This window comes from Micromonospora sp. LOL_024 (assembly GCF_048060415.1).
In the GTDB taxonomy this organism is placed as follows: Bacteria; Actinomycetota; Actinomycetes; order Mycobacteriales; family Micromonosporaceae; genus Micromonospora.
The window spans coordinates 279,923-296,496 of the sequence record NZ_JBHMIS010000001.1 but is presented as its reverse complement, the minus strand read 5'-3'; the positions used below and the strand labels follow the sequence as shown (position 1 = coordinate 296,496).

Sequence of the window (16,574 nt, the reverse complement as noted above, 5' to 3'; positions counted from 1 at the left end):
ATTACAGAGTAGGCGCTTGTGAAGACGTGCACAAATCGCGATCTTGTCGGCACGTCCCGCGCACTCACCAGCCCCCCTCAACTCACAAGATCGACAAATGCCCTATCCGACCACCGAGCGATTATGGCTCAATTCCGACTTCTCTGACCAATCGCACGCGGCCATCCCCGCGAGCTGGACGGCCCTGGTGAGGGTTTCGGCGACCGGGTGGCCCGACGCCGCAAGGCGCGCCTGGTCGGTGAAGCCACCGGCGTAGAGAACGGCGCGACCGCCCACCGAGAGCGCGGCGTCGGCATCGTCGATCGAGTCGCCGATCAGCACCACCGAGCGGCCGTCCACGCCCAACTCGTCGAGGTGCCGCGCCAGCGACTCCGCCTTGCGGTCACCACCGACCCCCGCCCGCAGCCCGTCGACCCGGGCGAAGCGGCCGGCCAACCCGTAGGTGCGGACCGCGGGCACCAACTCGTCGTGGAACCACATGGACAACAGCGACTGGGTACCCGGCCAGGCCGACATCGCCTGCACGGCGTCGTGTGACAGTTCACAGGTGGTGAGCCCCACCCGGTACGCGTCATGGAAGATCCGGTCCAACCGGCCGAACGCCTCGGCGTCCACCGCCTGCCCGAGCACCTCCGCGTAGTAGTCCGCGATCGGCCGGCGAAACCGGACCCGGTGCTCGGCCGCGGTCACCGCCGGCCCGCCCACGCTGGCGAACACGGCGTTGGTGCAGGCCACCACCAGATCGAGATCGTCGAGCAGGGTGCCGTTCCAATCCCACACCAGGTGGGTGCGCGCAGGGCTCATCGCCGCACCCTATCCAGACACCACAGGCTCAGGACACCTCAGAGTTGCGGAGTGGTCAGGTCACGCAGCAGGCGTTCCTCCTCAACCCGCCAGTACCCGTGCTCCTTGCCATCCAGCAGCACCACCGGCAGCCGGTCGCCGTACTCGCGTTCCAGCTCGAGGTCGCCGCTGACGTCCCGCTCGGTCCACCGGTCGCCGGTGACCGCTACCACCCGGGCGAGCGCCGCCCTGGCGTCCTCGCACAGGTGGCAGCCGGGTCGGGTGATCAGGGTCAGGCGGGGCTCACGCATCGGTCTCCTCCGTCGTGCCGGCCGGCGCCGGTTGGTCGGGCTCGGGTGGTGCCGCCGGGGACGACACGGTGGGCAGGGCAGTACCCCGTCGGCGGCGTCCGGCCGCGGCATGTCCTGCGTACTTCCCGTTAGCGGAACGCGGTGGAACGTCGACGAACTCGACGCCGTCCGGGAACCTGGATCTGGCGAGATCACGCGCGCAGTGGTCAATGAGCTCCGGGCCGGCCACCCGGCCCCCGACACCGGAATCACGTACGCCCGCACAGTTTCCCCGGTCCTGCGGTGCGGCACGCCCACTACCGCCGACTCCGCCACCGCCGGATGCGCCAAAAGCACCAGTTCCACCTCGTGCGGGTACACGTCGAAGCTGTTGACCATCAGCAACTCGCCCGTGGCTGAGTCCGGGTACTGCACAGTGGCTGAGTCTGGCACAGCGCGACCCGCCCGGCCACGTCCTGCGGACATCGGTCGACGTCGTGGTCCGTCACTCCCCTCCCGCGGGCCGGCCTGACGCAGTCCCGTAGACGGAACTTCCACAGGGTCACCGACGGTGCGGGCTGGACGCGGCGGGGCATCGCCGCCAGTATCGGTACGAGGCCGTCCCGCCGGCCTCCGGCGGCCTCCGTCACAGCTGGTCGATCCAGCCCGTTAGCAGGGATAACACCGCCTCCACTACGGAGCAGCCGGGCACTCGATTGTCAACCACACCCGACGGACAAGCGGTCCGCCAGGTGTGCGACACGTCGGGAAATACTTTGGCCCTGTGTAACGGACTTGCCACGCGCGGGTGACGTTGGCCCTATCATCACTCGGGTCGGCTCACCCCATTTTGCCGTGAGTCGACACCCCTCAGCCCGAGGAGGCCCCCGTGCCGTTGAGCGCATTGGACCAGCACCTCAAGGGGATCTGCCGCCCGCCGGCACATCCCACCACCGCTCTGCCCGACGGTCATCCGCCCGGGCCGACGGTCGTAGCCCGCGCGGCCACGACCGACGCAACGGAGACGGCGCGATGACCGCCTTCGGCTTCGCGGAGCGCCCGGTCGGCCTGACCGGCCCCGCCGCCCGCAACCCGGTCAACGAACGCGGCAGCGCCCACAGCCCGCAGGACTCGGCCGGCAACCTCACCGCCCGGAGTGAGAGCGCCGCGCGTCGGGTAGGCAACCGGCCACACCAGAACGAGCCACCACCACGACCACCGGTGCCAGGCGGAAACGCGAAACCCGCAGGCGGTCGGATCGCCTCGCCCAGCAGGCCGACGATGCCGGTCCAGGCCCGGCGCAGCGGGGACGCGCCGGTCACCGAGTTGGCGACCACCGACACCGCGGTGCTACCGGCCGTCACCAGCCCGGCCGACACGGCCACCGGATTCCCGAGTCGACCCGACCCGTCCGATCCGGCCACCGAGGTCTGGACCCTGGTCGAACGCGCCCAAGCCGGTGAGGCCGAGGCATTCGGACTGATCTACGACCGGTACGTCGACACCGTGTTCCGCTTCGTCTACTTCCGGGTCGGCAACCGTCAACTCGCCGAGGACCTCACCTCCGACACGTTCCTGCGCGCCCTCAAACGGATCGGCAGTTTCACCTGGCAGGGGCGCGACCTCGGGGCCTGGCTGGTCACCATCGCGCGCAACCTGGTCGCCGACCACTTCAAGTCGGGCCGGTACCGGCTGGAGGTGACCACCGGCGACGTGCTCGACGCCGACCGCGAGGACCGCGGCCCGGAAGGCAGTCCGGAGGCGGCCGTCGTGGAACACATCACCAACGTGGCCCTGCTGACGGCCGTCAAACGCCTCAATCCAGAGCAGCAGGAGTGCATCGTGCTCCGCTTCCTGCAGGGCTTCTCGGTGGCTGAGACGGCCCGCTCGATGGGCAAGAACGAGGGCGCGATCAAAGCACTGCAATACCGGGCCGTCCGCGCCCTGGCACGGCTGCTTCCCGACGGCTTCCAACCGTAGCGTCGGCACAGTCATCGTCATCGGCCGCCGCACGGGGCGACCTGGTGCACCTCATGGCCGGAAAGCGATCACTTTGCGTAATTTTCGACCACGACCGGCCCGTAACCCGCCCCCGGTATGGCGCGTTTTTCCGGGTACGACCGGTGACCGGCCGGGACCACCCGGGCCCTCCGGCTGACCTCCGACGGAGCCGACCACGGCCTTCGTCGCGTGTCCCAAGGTCATCGGTCGCTGGCGGTCAACGCGGCCAACCCGGCCGCGCCCAGCGAGTGGAGGTGCCACGGTGGATAACGCCCTCTTCTCCCGTCGGCGCGCCGAGCGCTTCGCGCAGCTTCTCGACGAAGCCAACGGCGGCCGACGCCATCATGTCCGATCACGAGACGACGATCAGCTCACGCCGCTGGTCATGCTCGGTCAGCGGCTCGGTGTCGAACCGCCCGCGGCCCAGGTAGATCCGGAGTTCCGCACCGGCCTGCGGGCGATGCTGGTGGCCACCGCCGTCCGCGAGGGGATGGGTGCGGCGCCCACCGCCGCGCCGGCACCGCAGAAGGCGACCTTCGGCCGGGGCGCGCTGCTGCCGGCCGTCACCGCCCGCCGGGCACGCGCCCGGGGCGCGATCCTGGTCGGCATCGCGGGCGGAGCCATTGCCCTCTCCGGCATCTCGGCCGCCAGCGAGAACGCCGTGCCTGGTGACGCGCTCTACGGGATGAAGCGCGGCACCGAACGGGCCCAGCTGGCGCTCACCAGCTCCGAGATCAGCCGGGGCCAGCTCTTCCTCGACTTCGCCCGGACCCGGCTGGTCGAGGCGTCCTCCATGCGGGACGACCGGGCCGGCTACCGTGCGGTGCTGGACGACATGGACGCGGACACCCGGCAGGGCGTCCGCCTACTGACCGGAGCCGCCGCCCAGCGCTCGGATCCCGCGGCGCTGAACGCGGTCGACGCCTTCGTCACCCGGCAGCGGCGCTCCCTTGGCGCGATCGTGGACACCAACCCCCGAGCAGACCGGGCACGCACCTCGCAGTCACTGTCCCTGCTGGATTCGGTCGCGCTGCGCGCCGACGCGCTGCGCGCCACCATCACCTGCGGCCGGCAGGCCACCACAGCCAGCGACGACCTCGGCCCGACGCCCGGCACCTGTCCCTGATCGGGCGACCGCCCGCCGGCCCGCCTGACACCGGTGTGGTGCCCGGGCGGGTCGACTCGGATGTACGGCTCTCGCTAGGGGCCGAACGGGTCCGGACGGCGCTCCAGCAACCGGTGCAGGGTCTGCTGGATAGTTTCCCGCACCTGGTCGGCGAGATTGAACACGACCAGCGGGTCGTCCGCGGAATCGACCAGGTGAGCCGTCGGGATCGGCGGGCAGAACTCGATCAGCCACTTGCTCGGCAGTGGCACCATGCCCAGTGGCCCGAGCCAGGGGAAGGTCGGCGTCACCGGGAAGAACGGGAGCTTGAGCAGCCGGGCGAGCGGCTTGATGTCGGCGAGCATCGGATAGATTTCCTCGCCGCCGACGATCGCGACCGGGATGATCGGGGTGCCGGTCCGCAGCGCCGCCGAGACGAAACCACCCCGACCGAAGCGCTGTAGCTTGTAGCGCTCCGCGTACAGCTTGCCGATTCCCTTGAAGCCCTCCGGAAAGACGCCCACGAGTTCGCCGCCACGCAGAAGCCGCTCCACGTCGGGATTGCAGGCCACCGTGCCGCCGGTCTTGCGGGCGATCTCGGACACCACCGGCATCCGGAAGACCAGGTCGGCGCCGAGCAGCCGCAGGTACCGGTGGTCCGGATGCTCGTGATGCAGAGCGGTGGAGAGGATCAACGCATCCAGGGCCACGGTGCCCGAGTGGTTTCCGACGATCAGTCCCGCCCCGTCGGCAGAGACGTTCTCCAGACCACCGACCTCGGTGCGGAACCAGTCGCGGTAGAGCCGCCGCAACAGCGGGTGGAAGACCGCCTCGGTCAGCTCCGGGTCGAAGCCGAACTCGTCCACCTCGTAGTCGCCTGCCAGCCGGCGGCGCAGGAACGCCAGGCCACCGGCGATCCGTTGGTCCCAGACGTCGCCCGGCTGATCCGGCACAGCCGACGCGGGCGGCCCGACCGGGTGGTGCCCGTTGTGCCGGACCGGATCCACCGCCGGCACGACCGATGGCGGTACGGAGTACCGGTCACCGAGGCGCGCCTTGTCACGCTGCTCGTCCGGCTCGGTCACGACCGCTCCCGAACCGCGGCGCGGACCTGCCTGATACGGTCGAGTACCACCTGTTCGGCGGCGGCCAACTGTTCTCGGGTGACCACGGCACGACCGTGGTGCGCGCGGATGAAGTCGTCGAAAGCGGCGGCGGTCGAGCGGGGAGTGAAGCCGTACTCACGCTCCAGCCGGGAGATGTCCACCACCCGACCGTGCACGAAGAGGTCGACCTGGTCGAGGCCGTAGCGGCCGAGGCCCATCGTCCGGGCGAGTGCGACGGTGCCGGACACCCCCGGCTCCAGGACCGGCACGGCGATACGGCCGGCCCGACGGATCGCCTGGGACAGCGCGAGCACGCCCGGCCCGGCGACGTTGTAGGTGCCCGGGTGATCCTCGACGACCGACCGGTGCAGCACCTCCAGCGCGTCGTCGAAGTGCAGGAATTGCAGCCGGGCGTCCCGACCGAAGATGGTGGGCACCACCGGCTGGGCGAAGTACCGGGTCAGCGTGGTGTCCGCCGTCGAGCCGATGAACGGCGCGAAACGCAACACCGTCGCGGTGACAGTGGGGCGCCGACGGCGGAAGCCACGGACGTACCCCTCGATGTCGAGGATGTCGCGGCCGAAACCGCCGCGCGGCACCTCGCGTGGCTCGGTCTCCTCGGTGAAGACAGCCGGATCCCGGAACGACGCACCGTACGCGGCCGTGGAGGAACGAACCACGATCTTGCGCAGCTGTGGCGCCCGCTGGCAGGCTGCGAGCAGTTGCATGGTGCCGATGACGTTCTGCTCCTTCATCGCCGCCCGACCGCCGTGCTGCGGGTCGGGGGCGCTGACCAGTGCCAGGTGCACCACGGTGTCCACGTCCAGGTCGGCGAGGAGACCACCGACAGACCCGGCGTCGACCCGGATCCGTTCGACCTGGTCGAGCAGGGCGGCGACCTCCGGACCCGGCTCGGGCAGGTCGATGCCGATGACCCGGTCGACCCGTGGGTCGACCGCGAGGCGGGCGGCGACGTGCGCACCGAGGTATCGACTGACCCCGGTTACGACAACGACCCCCGGATGGCTCTGGGAACCACCGGGGGTCATGTCTGACGCCTTCCCCGGCAGCTGAGATCAAGCCGGGGCAACCACGGCCTGATCACTGAGCCTCCGGGGGTCGACAGTTGGCAAGGACGGTGCCGGGCCGCAGCCCGGCGGCCGTCACTTGCCGAGACGGCGACGCTGGACGCGGGTCTTGCGCAGCAGCTTGCGGTGCTTCTTCTTAGCCATGCGCTTGCGGCGCTTCTTGACCACCGAGCCCATACGAAAGCCTTTCGATGCAACGTGCGGCGCGACCGGTAGGACACCACGAAACTGTGGTGTCGGCGACCGCTTGCGGACAGGAACCGGACCGGCGGGGTAGGCGGCGGAGCGCACCAACGGTCACGATCAGAGTCCAGCGTAGCGGGGATGCGTCAGCGGGACCAACGCGCCCCCTGTCGACAGCCTGCCACCGGGCCCACCACGAACCCGGTCCACCCCCGGTCAGGCAGTCTCCTGGAAGGCGCCACGGAGATACTCGTGCACCGCGTGCTCGGGCACCCGGAACGACCTACCCACCCGCACGGCGGTCAACTCGCCGCTGTGTACCAGGCGGTAGACCGTCATTTTCGACACCCGCATCACCGTCGCCACCTCGGCGACGGTGAGGAACTTGACCTCCGACAGCCGACCGTCGGACTGCGACCCGGCCATGGCTCACCCGACCCATCCCATGCCCGGCGCGTGCCGCCACCCGGGTGCTCCCGCGCGGCGGGCGACGCGCGTGTTACCAGTACGGTAGCGGGACGGCTGTGACCGGCGCGATCCCTTCCTGCAACTGATCATGCGGTCAATCCCGCCAGGAGGTGAAAATCCCCTGGTCGGGTGCCTGGACCGGTTTTCGCGCAACGATCAACCTCGGCCTTGGGTATCGCCGGCGTCACTCGGCGCGCAGGGCAACCACCGGATCGAGCCGGCCGGCCCGCAGCGCGGGCACCACACCGAAGACGATCCCGACCGCCGCCGACACGCCGAACGCAAGCGCCAGCGACCACCAGGTGACCGCCGCCGGGATCGGTGACAGGGCGGCCACCAGCAGCGCGCCGCCCACGCCGAGAGCCATCCCGGTCAGCCCGCCGATCGAGGTCAACAGCACCGCCTCCAGCAGGAACTGGACCCCGATGTCCCTTGGACGGGCGCCGACCGCCTTCCGCAACCCGATCTCCCGGGTCCGCTCGCGTACCGAGACGAGCATGATGTTGGAGACCCCGACGCCGCCGACCAACAGCGAGATCCCCGCGATGGCGGCCAGCACGCCGGTCAGAATGCCGAGGATGTCGCCCAGGACACCGAGGATCTGCTCCTGGGTGACCGCGCTGAACTCGGTACCCGGATGACGGCCGTTCAACTCGGCCACGATCCGCTCGCCCAACTCGTCGATCCGCTCCCGGTCCGGTGCCTTCACCGCGATCGCGTCGACCCGCTGGGTGCCGTACAACCGCTGCGCCGCGGTCACCGGGATGTGCACCTCGTCGTCCCGGTCGACGCCGAGGCTCTGCCCGAGCGGCACGAAGACGCCGATCACCCGGAACCGCACTCCGGCCACGTTGATCTGCTGGCCGACCGCCTCACGGTCCGGGAAGAGTGACCGGGCGACCGAGTCGCCGAGCACCGCGACCCGCCGGCCGGTGTCCACGTCGGAGCCGGTCAGATAGCGGCCCCGGGCCAATTCCCGGGCGAAGACCGTCGGGGTGGTCTCCAGCACCCCCTGCACGGTGGTGAAGTCCTCTCGGCTCCCGGCCCGGACGGTCGCCCCGGAGGCGACCGTCACGGCCACCCGGCTCGGGTCGCCGACCACCCGCCCGACCGCGTCCACATCCTGGAGGGTCAGCGGCGAGACCGCCGGCGCCGAGCCCACGTCGAGCCGCCCCGGCACGACCAGCAGCAGATTGGAGCCCAGGCCCTCCACCTGCTGCTCGACCCGCTGCTTCGTACCGGTGCCGATGGCCACCAGCAGCACCACGGAAGCCACCCCGATGACCACCCCGAGCATGGTCAGGGCGCTGCGCATCCGGTTGGCCCGCAGTGCGTCCCACGCCACCCGCCACGCCTCGGCGAGCCTCACGAGCCAACCCCGCCGTCAGCCGGGCTCGCCTCGCCCGGGACGGTTCCGCTGTCGGCCACGACCACGCCGTCCCGCATCGCGACACGTCGCCGCGCCCGCGCCGCCACCTCCGCGTCGTGGGTGACCATCACCAGCGCCACCCCGGACTCGGTGTTGAGCCGCTCCAGCAACTCCAGAACCGCGGCACCGGTGGTGCTGTCCAGGTTGCCGGTCGGCTCGTCGGCCAACAGCACGGTCGGGTCGGTCACCAGCGCCCGGGCTATCGCCACCCGCTGCTGCTCGCCGCCGGAGAGCTGGTTGGGCCGATGGTGCAGTCGGTGCCCCAGGCCGACCCGCCCGAGCATCGCGGCGGCGCGCTCACGCCGCTGTCGGGCACCGACACCCCGGTAGACCAGCGGCAGCGCCACGTTGTCCACCGCCGACGTCCGCGGCAGCAGGTGAAACGCCTGGAAGACGAAACCGATGGTCTCGTTGCGCAACCGTGCCAGCTCCGGCGGGGAGAGGGTGCCCACCTCCCGCCCGCCGATCACCAGCCGGCCAGCGGTCGGTCGGTCGAGCCCGCCCAGCAGATGCATCAGCGTGGACTTGCCCGACCCGGAGGGACCGACCAGCGCCAGGTAGTCGCCGGCCCCGACGGTCAGCGACACGCCCCGCAGCGCGGGCACCGACACCCCGTCCAGGTGGTACGTCCGGGACACGGCGACCGCCTCGATCGCCGGGGCCCGGCTCACCCGACCTCCTGGCCCTCGCGGACATGGTCGGTGCCACGGATCACGATCCGGTCGCCGGCCTGCACCCCGTCGACGATCTGCACCAGGTCCTGGCCCTGGACCCCGACGGTTACCACCGCCCGGTCGGCCCGGCCGTCGCGGACCAACCAGACCGTGTCCCGCCCGTCAGCGGAGAACACCGCCGACGCGGGCACCGTCACCGCGTCCGCCGCTTCCCGGACCCGCAGCCGCAGCACCGCGTTCATTCCGGGACGTGGCGCCGGCGCGGGCTCGGCCTCGCCGAACCGCCCGGCACCGAGGGCCAGCCGGACCCGGTAGCTCACCCCGCCCCGGGCAGCGGTGCTGGGCAGCACGTCGATCGAACGGACGATCGCCTCGTACGTGGCACCGGGCACCGCGTCCACCTCGACGATGCCGGTGAGACCGACCCGGACCAGCAGCACGTCCGTCTCGTCCACCTCGGCCAGCAGGCCCAGCTCACCGGTGTCCACCACGGTCAGCACCGGGGTGCCGGCGGTGACCCGGCCACCCACCGGGACGGCGGTGTCCACCCCCAACGGCGGGCCGGCCGGCCCGGCGCCGAGCGCCTCCGCGCCGATACCGGCGGGCAGCGCACCCGAGTCGAGCAGTCCGGCGAGCGCACCCGCCGAGGAGCCGCCGGCGCTGACACCGCCGGGCTGTACGACTCCGGGGATCGGTGCGCGCAGGGTCAACGCGTCGACCGTCGCCTTCGCCAGGTCGTACGCCTGCTGTGCCTGGAGCCGTTGGGCGGTGGCGAGCGCGCCGACAGCCGAGTTCAGGTTGCGGACGCCGCGCTGCACCTCACGTACCGCCCGGTCGGCGGCGCGGGCGGCGGCGGTGTACTGCCGCTGGGCGGCCTCGACCTGTCTGGTCAGCGCCTTCCGCAGCTCCGGGTCACTGATCTTCGCCGCTGCCGCGCGGGCGGCGGCGTGCGCCTCGTCGGCCGCGCGGTCGGTGCCGCGCAGCGAACCCGCCAGGTCGCCGCCGCCACCGCCACCACCGGCCCGCTTCGCCGCGTCGAGCGCGGCGCGTGCCTGGCGGAGCCGCTCCTGCGCCGACGGTGATTTGATCACGGCGAGCACCTGGCCCCGCTTGACCCGTTGGCCCGGCTCGACCCGAAGGCGGGCCAGCGTGCCGTCGGCGGGGGCGGTGAGGGTCGCCGCGGCCCGGGCGGTGACCGTGGCCGGTGCGTCGATCTCCTCGGCCACGGCGGCCCACGCGGCCGAGGAGAGCGTGATCGACGGCTCGTCGCCGCCACAGGAGGCGGCGGTGGTGAGCGTCAGGACGGCGACGGTGAGCAGGGCGGTGAGCAGGCGGGGCCGCGTGGCTGCGGGCAGCCGCGGCGAGTCGGTGCGGCGCACCCGACACATGCTACGAGCCCACGTCGACCTTGGTGACGAAGCCCCGCCCGCTCTCAGCGCACGGCAGCCCGGACGTACGCCACGCACTTCTTGTGCAGGCTGGCCCAGGACTCGTCGAAGATCTCCTCGGAGGTCTGTGCCGGCACCCGCCGGTCGTGCACCACCGCCTTGACGAAGGCGAACAGCCGTTCCTCGCCGAACCGGTCGACGAGGTACTGGGTGGCGAGGTATGCGATGCCGTAGCTGCCGGTCACCTGGTCGTCCGAGGTGTCCTCGTCGGGGGTGAGGGAGTCGAGCTCGCCGTCCCAGTCGCCCTTGACCGACCGCCGGACGGAGTCCAGCCCCTCGTAGCGGTCGACCGGCTGGCCGTCGACCGCGGCGAGTTCGGCCACCCCTTCGACCAACCACCAGGTGGAGTCGTCCGAGTAGTCCCGCTTCTCGGGCAGGGAGGCGGCGTGTGCCAGCTCGTGCCGGAGCACGTCGTCAAGGCCGGTGCCGTAGTCGAAGCTGTCGGGCGCGAGCGCGATCTCGTAGTGGCCGCCGCCGACGTTCACCGCGTACCCGGCGCTCCACTGCGGATGGTCCCCGCCGTACCACCGCTTCCACTCCTTCTGGCCCGCGTAGAAGATCCGGTACCGGTCGGGTGCGACACCGCTCACCACGTACCCGTCGGCCACCTTCGCCGCCGCCTCGGCCCGCTTGAGCAGGCCCGGTAGCCGGTGACGGTGCGCCGGCACGGTGGCCACCACCGTCCGCTTGCCGACCTTGGAGACCAACTCGCTGACCTCCCAGGGGAGGTTGCCGGGCTGCCCGTTCGACCGGTCGCCGTACGACGGGGCGGTCTTCGACTTTCCGAGCGAGAGCAGGCGGGGCTCGGTGCCGTCGCGCCATAAGGTGTCGACGATCAGCGGACTGGTCTCACACTCCGGCAGCACGAAGCAGTAGCGGAACTCGACCGCCAGCCGCCACTCACCGGCCTTGCCGGCCGACGTGGGCAGACCGTTCGCCCGGGCCTCCCAACGGGTCACCCGCAGCGCCTGGAGCGAGGTGAACCGGCGACGCAGGTCGGCCCGGACGACGGCGGCTTCCGCGACCGCCAGGAACCCGGGGCGGTCCCCGCCGAGCAGTGCCGCGGCCTGCCGGTCCAGCTGCGCGGTGATCCGCTCGGCGACCTGTCGCGCGGCGATGGTGGTCGGGTTCTCCGGCGGCGAGGCGGCCGTGGCGGGCGTCCCGACGTCACGGTTCCGCAGCCGGTCGGCCAGCAGCGCCGCGGGCACGCCACCGGTCACCAGCACGACCGCGACGAGCGCCGACCACAGCGGCCAGCGCCGGCGTCGCTGCCGACCGGGCACCGCCACCTCGTCCGTCACAGTCTCGGCTGCTGTCGCATCGGGCAGCGTCGTTTCGATCGGCGTCGGATGGTTTCCGGCCGTGTTTCCCCCGTCGGTCACCGGCGAAGGTTACGGCTCCGGCCGGGTCAGCGGAATGGGCCCTCCGGCGAAGTGTCCCGGCTGCCCGGATGATCAGTCCGCGCCGCTCTGCCCACTGGTGGGCCAGGTGCGGAACGCGACGCCGAGGGCCGCGACCATCCGGTCGAAGGAGTGGTCCACCGCGCGGGGTAGTCCGAAGTCACCGGTCGCCTCCAGCGAGACGAAGCCGTGCACGGCGGCCCGGAACATCCGGACGGCGTCCACCGCCGGGTCACCGTCGATGCCGTATCCCCGAAGGATGGCGTAGACGACTCCGACCGCACGCTGCCCGGCGGCCAGGTGCGCCGGATCGGCCGGGTCCGGCACCCGCTGGGCGGACGGGTACCGGCCGGGATGCCGGTGCGCGTACGAGCGGTAGGCGGCGGCGACGGCCCAGAGCGCGTCCTCGCCGCTGCGGCCGGCGGCAGCCGTGGTCATCTCCTCGGCGAGCTCGGCGGTGGCCAATGCCGACAGCTTCTGCGCCAGCGCGTCGGCGCCCTTGACGTGCTTGTAGAGGCTGGGCAGCGCGACGCCGAGCCGGTTCGCCAACGCGGCGAGGGTAAGCCGGTCGGACCCGACCTCGTCGGCGAGCCGGGCCGCCTCGTGCACGACGACCTGCGTGGTGAGCCCTGCCCTAGGCACGATCGGTGACCGCCATGAAGTCGACCAGGTCGGCGAGCATCGCCGCCGGCTGGTCGGCGTGCGGGTAGTGGCCGGCATCGGCGATCATGCGGGCCTCGGCGACTGCGAAGAGCCGCCGGGCGGCCCGGGCCTCGCCGGCCGGATCGGGGAAGTCGGGGTCCTTCGATCCCATCAGCACCAACACCGGCTGCCGCACCAGCGGGGCCTGTGCGGTCCAGTGTGGCTGGACCGGGACGATCACGCCCCGTACCGGTGCCATCCGGCCGGGACGGCGCAGCGCCGTCACCAGCTGCCTGCGGTACTCCGCGTCGTCGGCCGGACGGTGCACCGGGAAGAGGGTGCGGTGGAACATCCCGAACAGCCGCGGACTGCGCAGCACCGCGGCCTGGGCCAGCCGGATGAGGGCGTTGAGCTTGCGCTGCTCGACGAACGCGCCGACCAGCACGATGCCGCCGACCTGCTCCGGCGCCTCGGTGGCGGCGAAGACCACGGCAGCGGCACTGGAGGAGTTGCCGACCAGGACGGCCGGACCGCCGCCAAGATCGCGTACCACTGCGAGCAGATCGCCGCCCACCTCCGCCGGGGCGTACGACGGCCAGCCGGTGCTGGAGTCGCCGTGCCCCCGCACGTCCACCGAGGCCACCCGGTAGCCCGCATCGGCCAGCAGTGGGATCAGGTGGCGGTAGGAGTGGCGGTTCTCCCCCATGCCGTGCGCCAGGACCACCAGCGGCCCCCGCCCGTGCACCTCGTACGCGATCCGCCCGCCGTCCCGCCCCACAAAGCTAACAGTCATAGCCAATAAGCTAACCCTATTAGCTGAATGCGTCAAGGACAGGTCCCCGGTCCCGCCCCGGACGGCCGGTGACCCAACATCGGGATAGAGTCAGCTCTTGGACGCGAGTGCGCGGGCGAAGAAGGCCAGGTTGGCAGGACGCTCGGCGAGGCGACGCATCAGATAGCCGTACCAGTCGTCGCCGTACGGCACGTAGGTCCGCACCGTGTAGCCCTCACCGACCAGGCGGGCCTGCTCCTCCGGCCGGATGCCGTAGAGCATCTGGAACTCGAAGCCGGCGTGCCCCCGATCGAACCAGCGGGCCCGGTCCTCGCCGATGGCGATCAGGCGCGGGTCGTGAGTGGCCAGCATCGGGTAGCCGTCGCCGGACATCAGGATGTTCAGGCAGCGGACGTAGGACTTGTCGACCTCCCGGGCCGACTCGTACGCCACCGACTCCGGCTCGGAGTACGCCCCCTTGCACAGCCGCACCCGGGACCCGGCCGACGTCAGGTCACGACAGTCCGACTCGGTCCGCCGCAGGTACGCCTGGAGCACCGCCCCGGTCGACGGGAAGTCCTTGCGCAGCTTGGCCAGGATGTCCAGGGTCGAGTCGGTGGTGGTGTGGTCCTCCATGTCCAACGTGACGGTGGTGCCCGCCGCCTCGGCGGCGGCACAGATCGCCCGGGCGTTGTCGTGGGCGAGTTGCTCGTCGAAGCTCTGCCCGAGCGCGGAAAGCTTCACACTCACCTCGGCGGCGGGCGTCAGCCCCGCCTCGCCCAGCATCCGCAGCAGGGCGAGGTACTCGTCCCGGGTGGCGGTGGCCTGCTCACCGGTGACGGTGTCCTCACCGAGGTTGTCGAGGGTCACCGCGAGACCGTCGTCGACGAGTTCGCGGGTCGCGCGCAACGCGTCGGTGATCTTGGTGCCGGCCACGAACCGGCGCACGACGTCCCGGGAGAACGGGGCCGTCGCGACGAGCCGCTCGACCCGGGACGACCGGGAGGCGGCGAGGATGACGGAACGGAGCATGTGCCGAGCGTAACGCCCGTCCGGCCCGCCAACGCACGCCCGCCCAAGGTGCAAGCAGGGGCCCCTTTTCAACGCTCCTGGCACGCATCGGTTACAACGATGACGTGGAAAACCGCCCTCGACGCCGACTCCGGTCGGCCTCCGTGCAGCTCGGCGCGCTCACCGCTCTGGCGCTCGCCCTCACCGGCTGCGACATGCCCTCCGACGACGACGATGACGACTGCGCCCTCGGCCCGGCCGGCGGCGGTGACACCGTGGCCCTGGCCATGCGGACCCCGGCAGCTGCCACCGGCGCCGCCGAGCGCGGCGCGGCTGAGCCCGTCGGGGCGGCCGTACCCGATCGGGGCGGCTTCGGAACCCATCTCGCCTCCTGCGGCGGGTGAGCGTGCGCCGCGAGCAGACGACCCCGCGCCCCGGCTGGGACACCACCATCCGCGAGCAGGGCCTGGTGTACGTCGACACCGAACTGCCCGACGGCGGGGTGATGTCGTACTGGGACGAGAGTGCGGCGTACGCCTTCGAGCTGGACGAGGTGCTGCGGCTAGAGGAGGCCACCGAGGAACTGCACCGGATGTCGGTGGTCGCCGCCGAACATGTGGTGGCCCGCAACCGGTACGCCGAGTTCGGTATACCCGCAGTCGCGGCCGAGGCGGTCGCCCGCTCGCTGAGGGAGAAGCCACCTACCCTCTACGGCCGTTTCGATCTCTGGTACGACGGCAGCTGGCCCCCGAAGCTGCTGGAGTACAACGCCGACACCCCGACCGCGCTGGTCGAGGCGAGCATCATCCAGTGGTACTGGCTGGAGCACACCCGGACCGAGCTGGACCAGTGGAACAGCCTGCACGAGCGGCTGGTCGCCACCTGGGCGAAGATCGGCACGGACCTGCACGACCGGCGGGTGCACGTGCTCTGGTCCAACGAGGAGGAGACCGGCGAGGACCACATGACCGCCGGCTACCTGGCCGAGACGGCCCGCCAGGCCGGGCTGGACGTGGAGCTGCTGCCCATCCAGGACGTCGGCTGGGATGGCCGGCGCTTCGTCGACACCGCGGACCAGCCGGTCACCACCTGCTTCAAGCTCTACCCGTGGGAGTGGATGCTCGCCGAACCGTACGGACCGTTGGCGCTGAAGCCCGGCACGCCGACCACCTGGATCGAGCCGGTGTGGAAACTGCTGCTGTCCAACAAGGCGCTGCTGGCCGTGCTCTGGGAGCTGTTTCCGGGCCACGAACTTCTGCTACCGGCGTACCTGGACTCGCCGCGCGGGATGTCGGAGTACGTCGCCAAGCCGCTGCTCGGGCGGGAGGGGGCCGGGGTCCGGATCGTCACCGCGACTGGGGAGATCACCAATCCGGGCGACTACGGTGACGAGGGCTTCTGCTACCAGGAGTTCCGGGCACTGCCCGAATTCGCCGGAAGCCGGATGGTGCTGGGCAGCTGGGTCGTCGACGGCGAATCGGCGGGCGCCGGGCTGCGGGAGAGCGCCAGTCTGATCACCGACGGCTACGCCCGCTTCCTGCCGCACTACATCGAAGCGTCGCGCCCCGGGTGAGTCGTCTACCTTTGGAGGCGTGAACTTCGACGCGTACGCCCGGACCGGAGTTGAGCTCGTCAACGCCCGGTTGGACGACCTCGACGACCTGCGGGCCCTCTTTTCCGACGATCACGGTTGGATGCGCGACGAGATCGCGGAACGGGATCTGACGACCTTCCGGCGGGCGCAGAAGCGGCTACGTGACGTTTTCGACTACGGCACCTCCGGGCGGGACTCCCGGGCGGTCACCGAGCTGAACTCGCTCCTGGAAGCCTTCCCGGTGCAGCCCCGCATCTCGGGGCACGACTCCAGCGACTGGCACATGCACGTCACCAGTCGGGGTGCCTCGGTCAGTTCGGAGTACCTGGCCGGCGCGGTCTGGGGCCTGTCGGTATGGCTCTGCGAGTACGGCAGCGCCCGGTTCGGTGTCTGCGCCGACGACCGCTGCGGCAACGTCTACCTGGACACCTCGTCCAACTGCTGCCGGCGGTTCTGCTCGGAACGGTGCGCCACCCGCTCACACGTGGCCGCCCACCGGGCCCGTAAGCGGGCCGCCGTGCCCAGCCAGCCGGACCCGTTGACGCCGGTCTCCTGACCTGCCAACCCGATCGCGCTCGTC

Annotated in this window: 18 protein-coding genes and 1 pseudogene; 5 read left to right on the top strand and 14 right to left on the bottom strand. The window is 71.4% G+C overall.

Annotated features, from left to right (window positions below):
* Positions 1-102: 102 nt before the first annotated feature.
* From ACFHWY_RS01415 to ACFHWY_RS01405, 3 genes and pseudogenes are all read right to left on the bottom strand, one after another.
* A complete protein-coding gene (locus tag ACFHWY_RS01415) occupies positions 103-804 on the bottom strand; it encodes an HAD family hydrolase (protein ID WP_416578230.1) in 702 nt (233 codons plus the stop codon).
* Positions 805-842: 38 nt separating this feature from the next.
* Positions 843-1,094, bottom strand: coding sequence for a glutaredoxin family protein (locus tag ACFHWY_RS01410; RefSeq protein ID WP_416578650.1), 252 nt, complete (start codon positions 1,092-1,094; stop codon positions 843-845).
* Positions 1,095-1,382: 288 nt separating this feature from the next.
* A pseudogene (locus ACFHWY_RS01405) lies at positions 1,383-1,472 on the bottom strand (hypothetical protein); the annotation flags it as partial.
* A 633-nt stretch (positions 1,473-2,105) separates the two neighbouring features.
* Between ACFHWY_RS01405 and ACFHWY_RS01400 the strand changes: the two are divergent.
* Positions 2,106-3,053 (top strand): ECF subfamily RNA polymerase sigma factor, BldN family, encoded by a 948-nt coding sequence (locus ACFHWY_RS01400; RefSeq protein WP_416578229.1) that lies wholly within the window; start codon positions 2,106-2,108, stop codon positions 3,051-3,053.
* Between the two features lie 283 nt (positions 3,054-3,336).
* Complete coding sequence (locus ACFHWY_RS01395) at positions 3,337-4,200, top strand: DUF5667 domain-containing protein (RefSeq protein WP_416578228.1); 864 nt, start codon at positions 3,337-3,339, stop codon at positions 4,198-4,200.
* 74 nt (positions 4,201-4,274) lie between these two features.
* On the opposite strand, the gene ACFHWY_RS01390 is transcribed toward ACFHWY_RS01395, so the two are convergent.
* From ACFHWY_RS01390 to ACFHWY_RS01340, 11 genes are all read right to left on the bottom strand, one after another.
* On the bottom strand, positions 4,275-5,186 hold the full coding sequence (locus ACFHWY_RS01390) for a lysophospholipid acyltransferase family protein (RefSeq protein ID WP_416578649.1): 912 nt from the start codon (positions 5,184-5,186) through the stop codon (positions 4,275-4,277).
* A gap of 74 nt (positions 5,187-5,260) precedes the next feature.
* Complete coding sequence (locus tag ACFHWY_RS01385) at positions 5,261-6,334, bottom strand: NAD-dependent epimerase/dehydratase family protein (protein ID WP_416578227.1); 1,074 nt, start codon at positions 6,332-6,334, stop codon at positions 5,261-5,263.
* 114 nt (positions 6,335-6,448) lie between these two features.
* Positions 6,449-6,550, bottom strand: a complete 102-nt coding sequence (locus ACFHWY_RS01380; protein WP_007465623.1) for a 30S ribosomal protein bS22 — start codon at positions 6,548-6,550, stop codon at positions 6,449-6,451.
* Between the two features lie 222 nt (positions 6,551-6,772).
* Positions 6,773-6,982: a helix-turn-helix domain-containing protein gene (locus ACFHWY_RS01375; protein WP_007465625.1), complete on the bottom strand. Its 210-nt coding sequence runs from the start codon at positions 6,980-6,982 to the stop codon at positions 6,773-6,775.
* Positions 6,983-7,208: 226 nt separating this feature from the next.
* Positions 7,209-8,393, bottom strand: coding sequence for an ABC transporter permease (locus ACFHWY_RS01370; protein WP_416578226.1), 1,185 nt, complete (start codon positions 8,391-8,393; stop codon positions 7,209-7,211).
* Positions 8,390-9,124: an ABC transporter ATP-binding protein gene (locus ACFHWY_RS01365; protein WP_416578225.1), complete on the bottom strand. Its 735-nt coding sequence runs from the start codon at positions 9,122-9,124 to the stop codon at positions 8,390-8,392. Before ACFHWY_RS01365 ends, ACFHWY_RS01370 begins: the two co-directional genes overlap by 4 nt.
* Complete coding sequence (locus ACFHWY_RS01360; RefSeq protein ID WP_416578224.1) at positions 9,121-10,515, bottom strand: efflux RND transporter periplasmic adaptor subunit; 1,395 nt, start codon at positions 10,513-10,515, stop codon at positions 9,121-9,123. The genes ACFHWY_RS01365 and ACFHWY_RS01360 overlap by 4 nt, the downstream gene beginning before the upstream one ends.
* A gap of 44 nt (positions 10,516-10,559) precedes the next feature.
* On the bottom strand, positions 10,560-11,957 hold the full coding sequence (locus ACFHWY_RS01355) for a hypothetical protein (RefSeq protein ID WP_416578223.1): 1,398 nt from the start codon (positions 11,955-11,957) through the stop codon (positions 10,560-10,562).
* Between the two features lie 72 nt (positions 11,958-12,029).
* Positions 12,030-12,617: a TetR/AcrR family transcriptional regulator gene (locus ACFHWY_RS01350; protein ID WP_416578222.1), complete on the bottom strand. Its 588-nt coding sequence runs from the start codon at positions 12,615-12,617 to the stop codon at positions 12,030-12,032.
* A complete protein-coding gene (locus ACFHWY_RS01345) occupies positions 12,610-13,410 on the bottom strand; it encodes an alpha/beta fold hydrolase (protein WP_416578221.1) in 801 nt (266 codons plus the stop codon). Before ACFHWY_RS01345 ends, ACFHWY_RS01350 begins: the two co-directional genes overlap by 8 nt.
* A gap of 90 nt (positions 13,411-13,500) precedes the next feature.
* Positions 13,501-14,421 carry a proline dehydrogenase family protein gene (locus tag ACFHWY_RS01340; protein ID WP_416578220.1) on the bottom strand — a complete coding sequence of 307 codons (921 nt, stop codon included), beginning with the start codon at positions 14,419-14,421 and terminating at the stop codon, positions 13,501-13,503.
* Positions 14,422-14,525: 104 nt separating this feature from the next.
* On the opposite strand from ACFHWY_RS01340, the gene ACFHWY_RS01335 reads away from it, so the two are divergent.
* From ACFHWY_RS01335 to ACFHWY_RS01325, 3 genes are read left to right on the top strand one after another with little or no spacing between them, the layout of a single operon-like run.
* Positions 14,526-14,804, top strand: a complete 279-nt coding sequence (locus ACFHWY_RS01335; RefSeq protein WP_416578219.1) for a hypothetical protein — start codon at positions 14,526-14,528, stop codon at positions 14,802-14,804.
* Between the two features lie 2 nt (positions 14,805-14,806).
* Positions 14,807-15,973: a glutathionylspermidine synthase family protein gene (locus ACFHWY_RS01330; RefSeq protein ID WP_416578648.1), complete on the top strand. Its 1,167-nt coding sequence runs from the start codon at positions 14,807-14,809 to the stop codon at positions 15,971-15,973.
* 19 nt (positions 15,974-15,992) lie between these two features.
* Positions 15,993-16,550, top strand: coding sequence for a CGNR zinc finger domain-containing protein (locus ACFHWY_RS01325; protein WP_416578218.1), 558 nt, complete (start codon positions 15,993-15,995; stop codon positions 16,548-16,550).
* Positions 16,551-16,574 lie beyond the last annotated feature (24 nt).

Bases quoted from the DNA above. Each gene is read 5' to 3' on its own strand.
- ACFHWY_RS01345 (WP_416578221.1), bottom strand. From the start codon at position 13,410: ATGACTGTTAGCTTTGTGGGGCGGGACGGCGGGCGGATCGCGTACGAG.
- ACFHWY_RS01415 (WP_416578230.1), bottom strand. From the start codon at position 804: ATGAGCCCTGCGCGCACCCACCTGGTGTGGGATTGGAACGGCACCCTG.
- ACFHWY_RS01385 (WP_416578227.1), bottom strand. From the start codon at position 6,334: ATGACCCCCGGTGGTTCCCAGAGCCATCCGGGGGTCGTTGTCGTAACC.
- ACFHWY_RS01375 (WP_007465625.1), bottom strand. From the start codon at position 6,982: ATGGCCGGGTCGCAGTCCGACGGTCGGCTGTCGGAGGTCAAGTTCCTC.
- ACFHWY_RS01410 (WP_416578650.1), bottom strand. From the start codon at position 1,094: ATGCGTGAGCCCCGCCTGACCCTGATCACCCGACCCGGCTGCCACCTG.
- ACFHWY_RS01380 (WP_007465623.1), bottom strand. From the start codon at position 6,550: ATGGGCTCGGTGGTCAAGAAGCGCCGCAAGCGCATGGCTAAGAAGAAG.
- ACFHWY_RS01360 (WP_416578224.1), bottom strand. From the start codon at position 10,515: ATGTGTCGGGTGCGCCGCACCGACTCGCCGCGGCTGCCCGCAGCCACG.
- ACFHWY_RS01340 (WP_416578220.1), bottom strand. From the start codon at position 14,421: ATGCTCCGTTCCGTCATCCTCGCCGCCTCCCGGTCGTCCCGGGTCGAG.
- ACFHWY_RS01400 (WP_416578229.1), top strand. From the start codon at position 2,106: ATGACCGCCTTCGGCTTCGCGGAGCGCCCGGTCGGCCTGACCGGCCCC.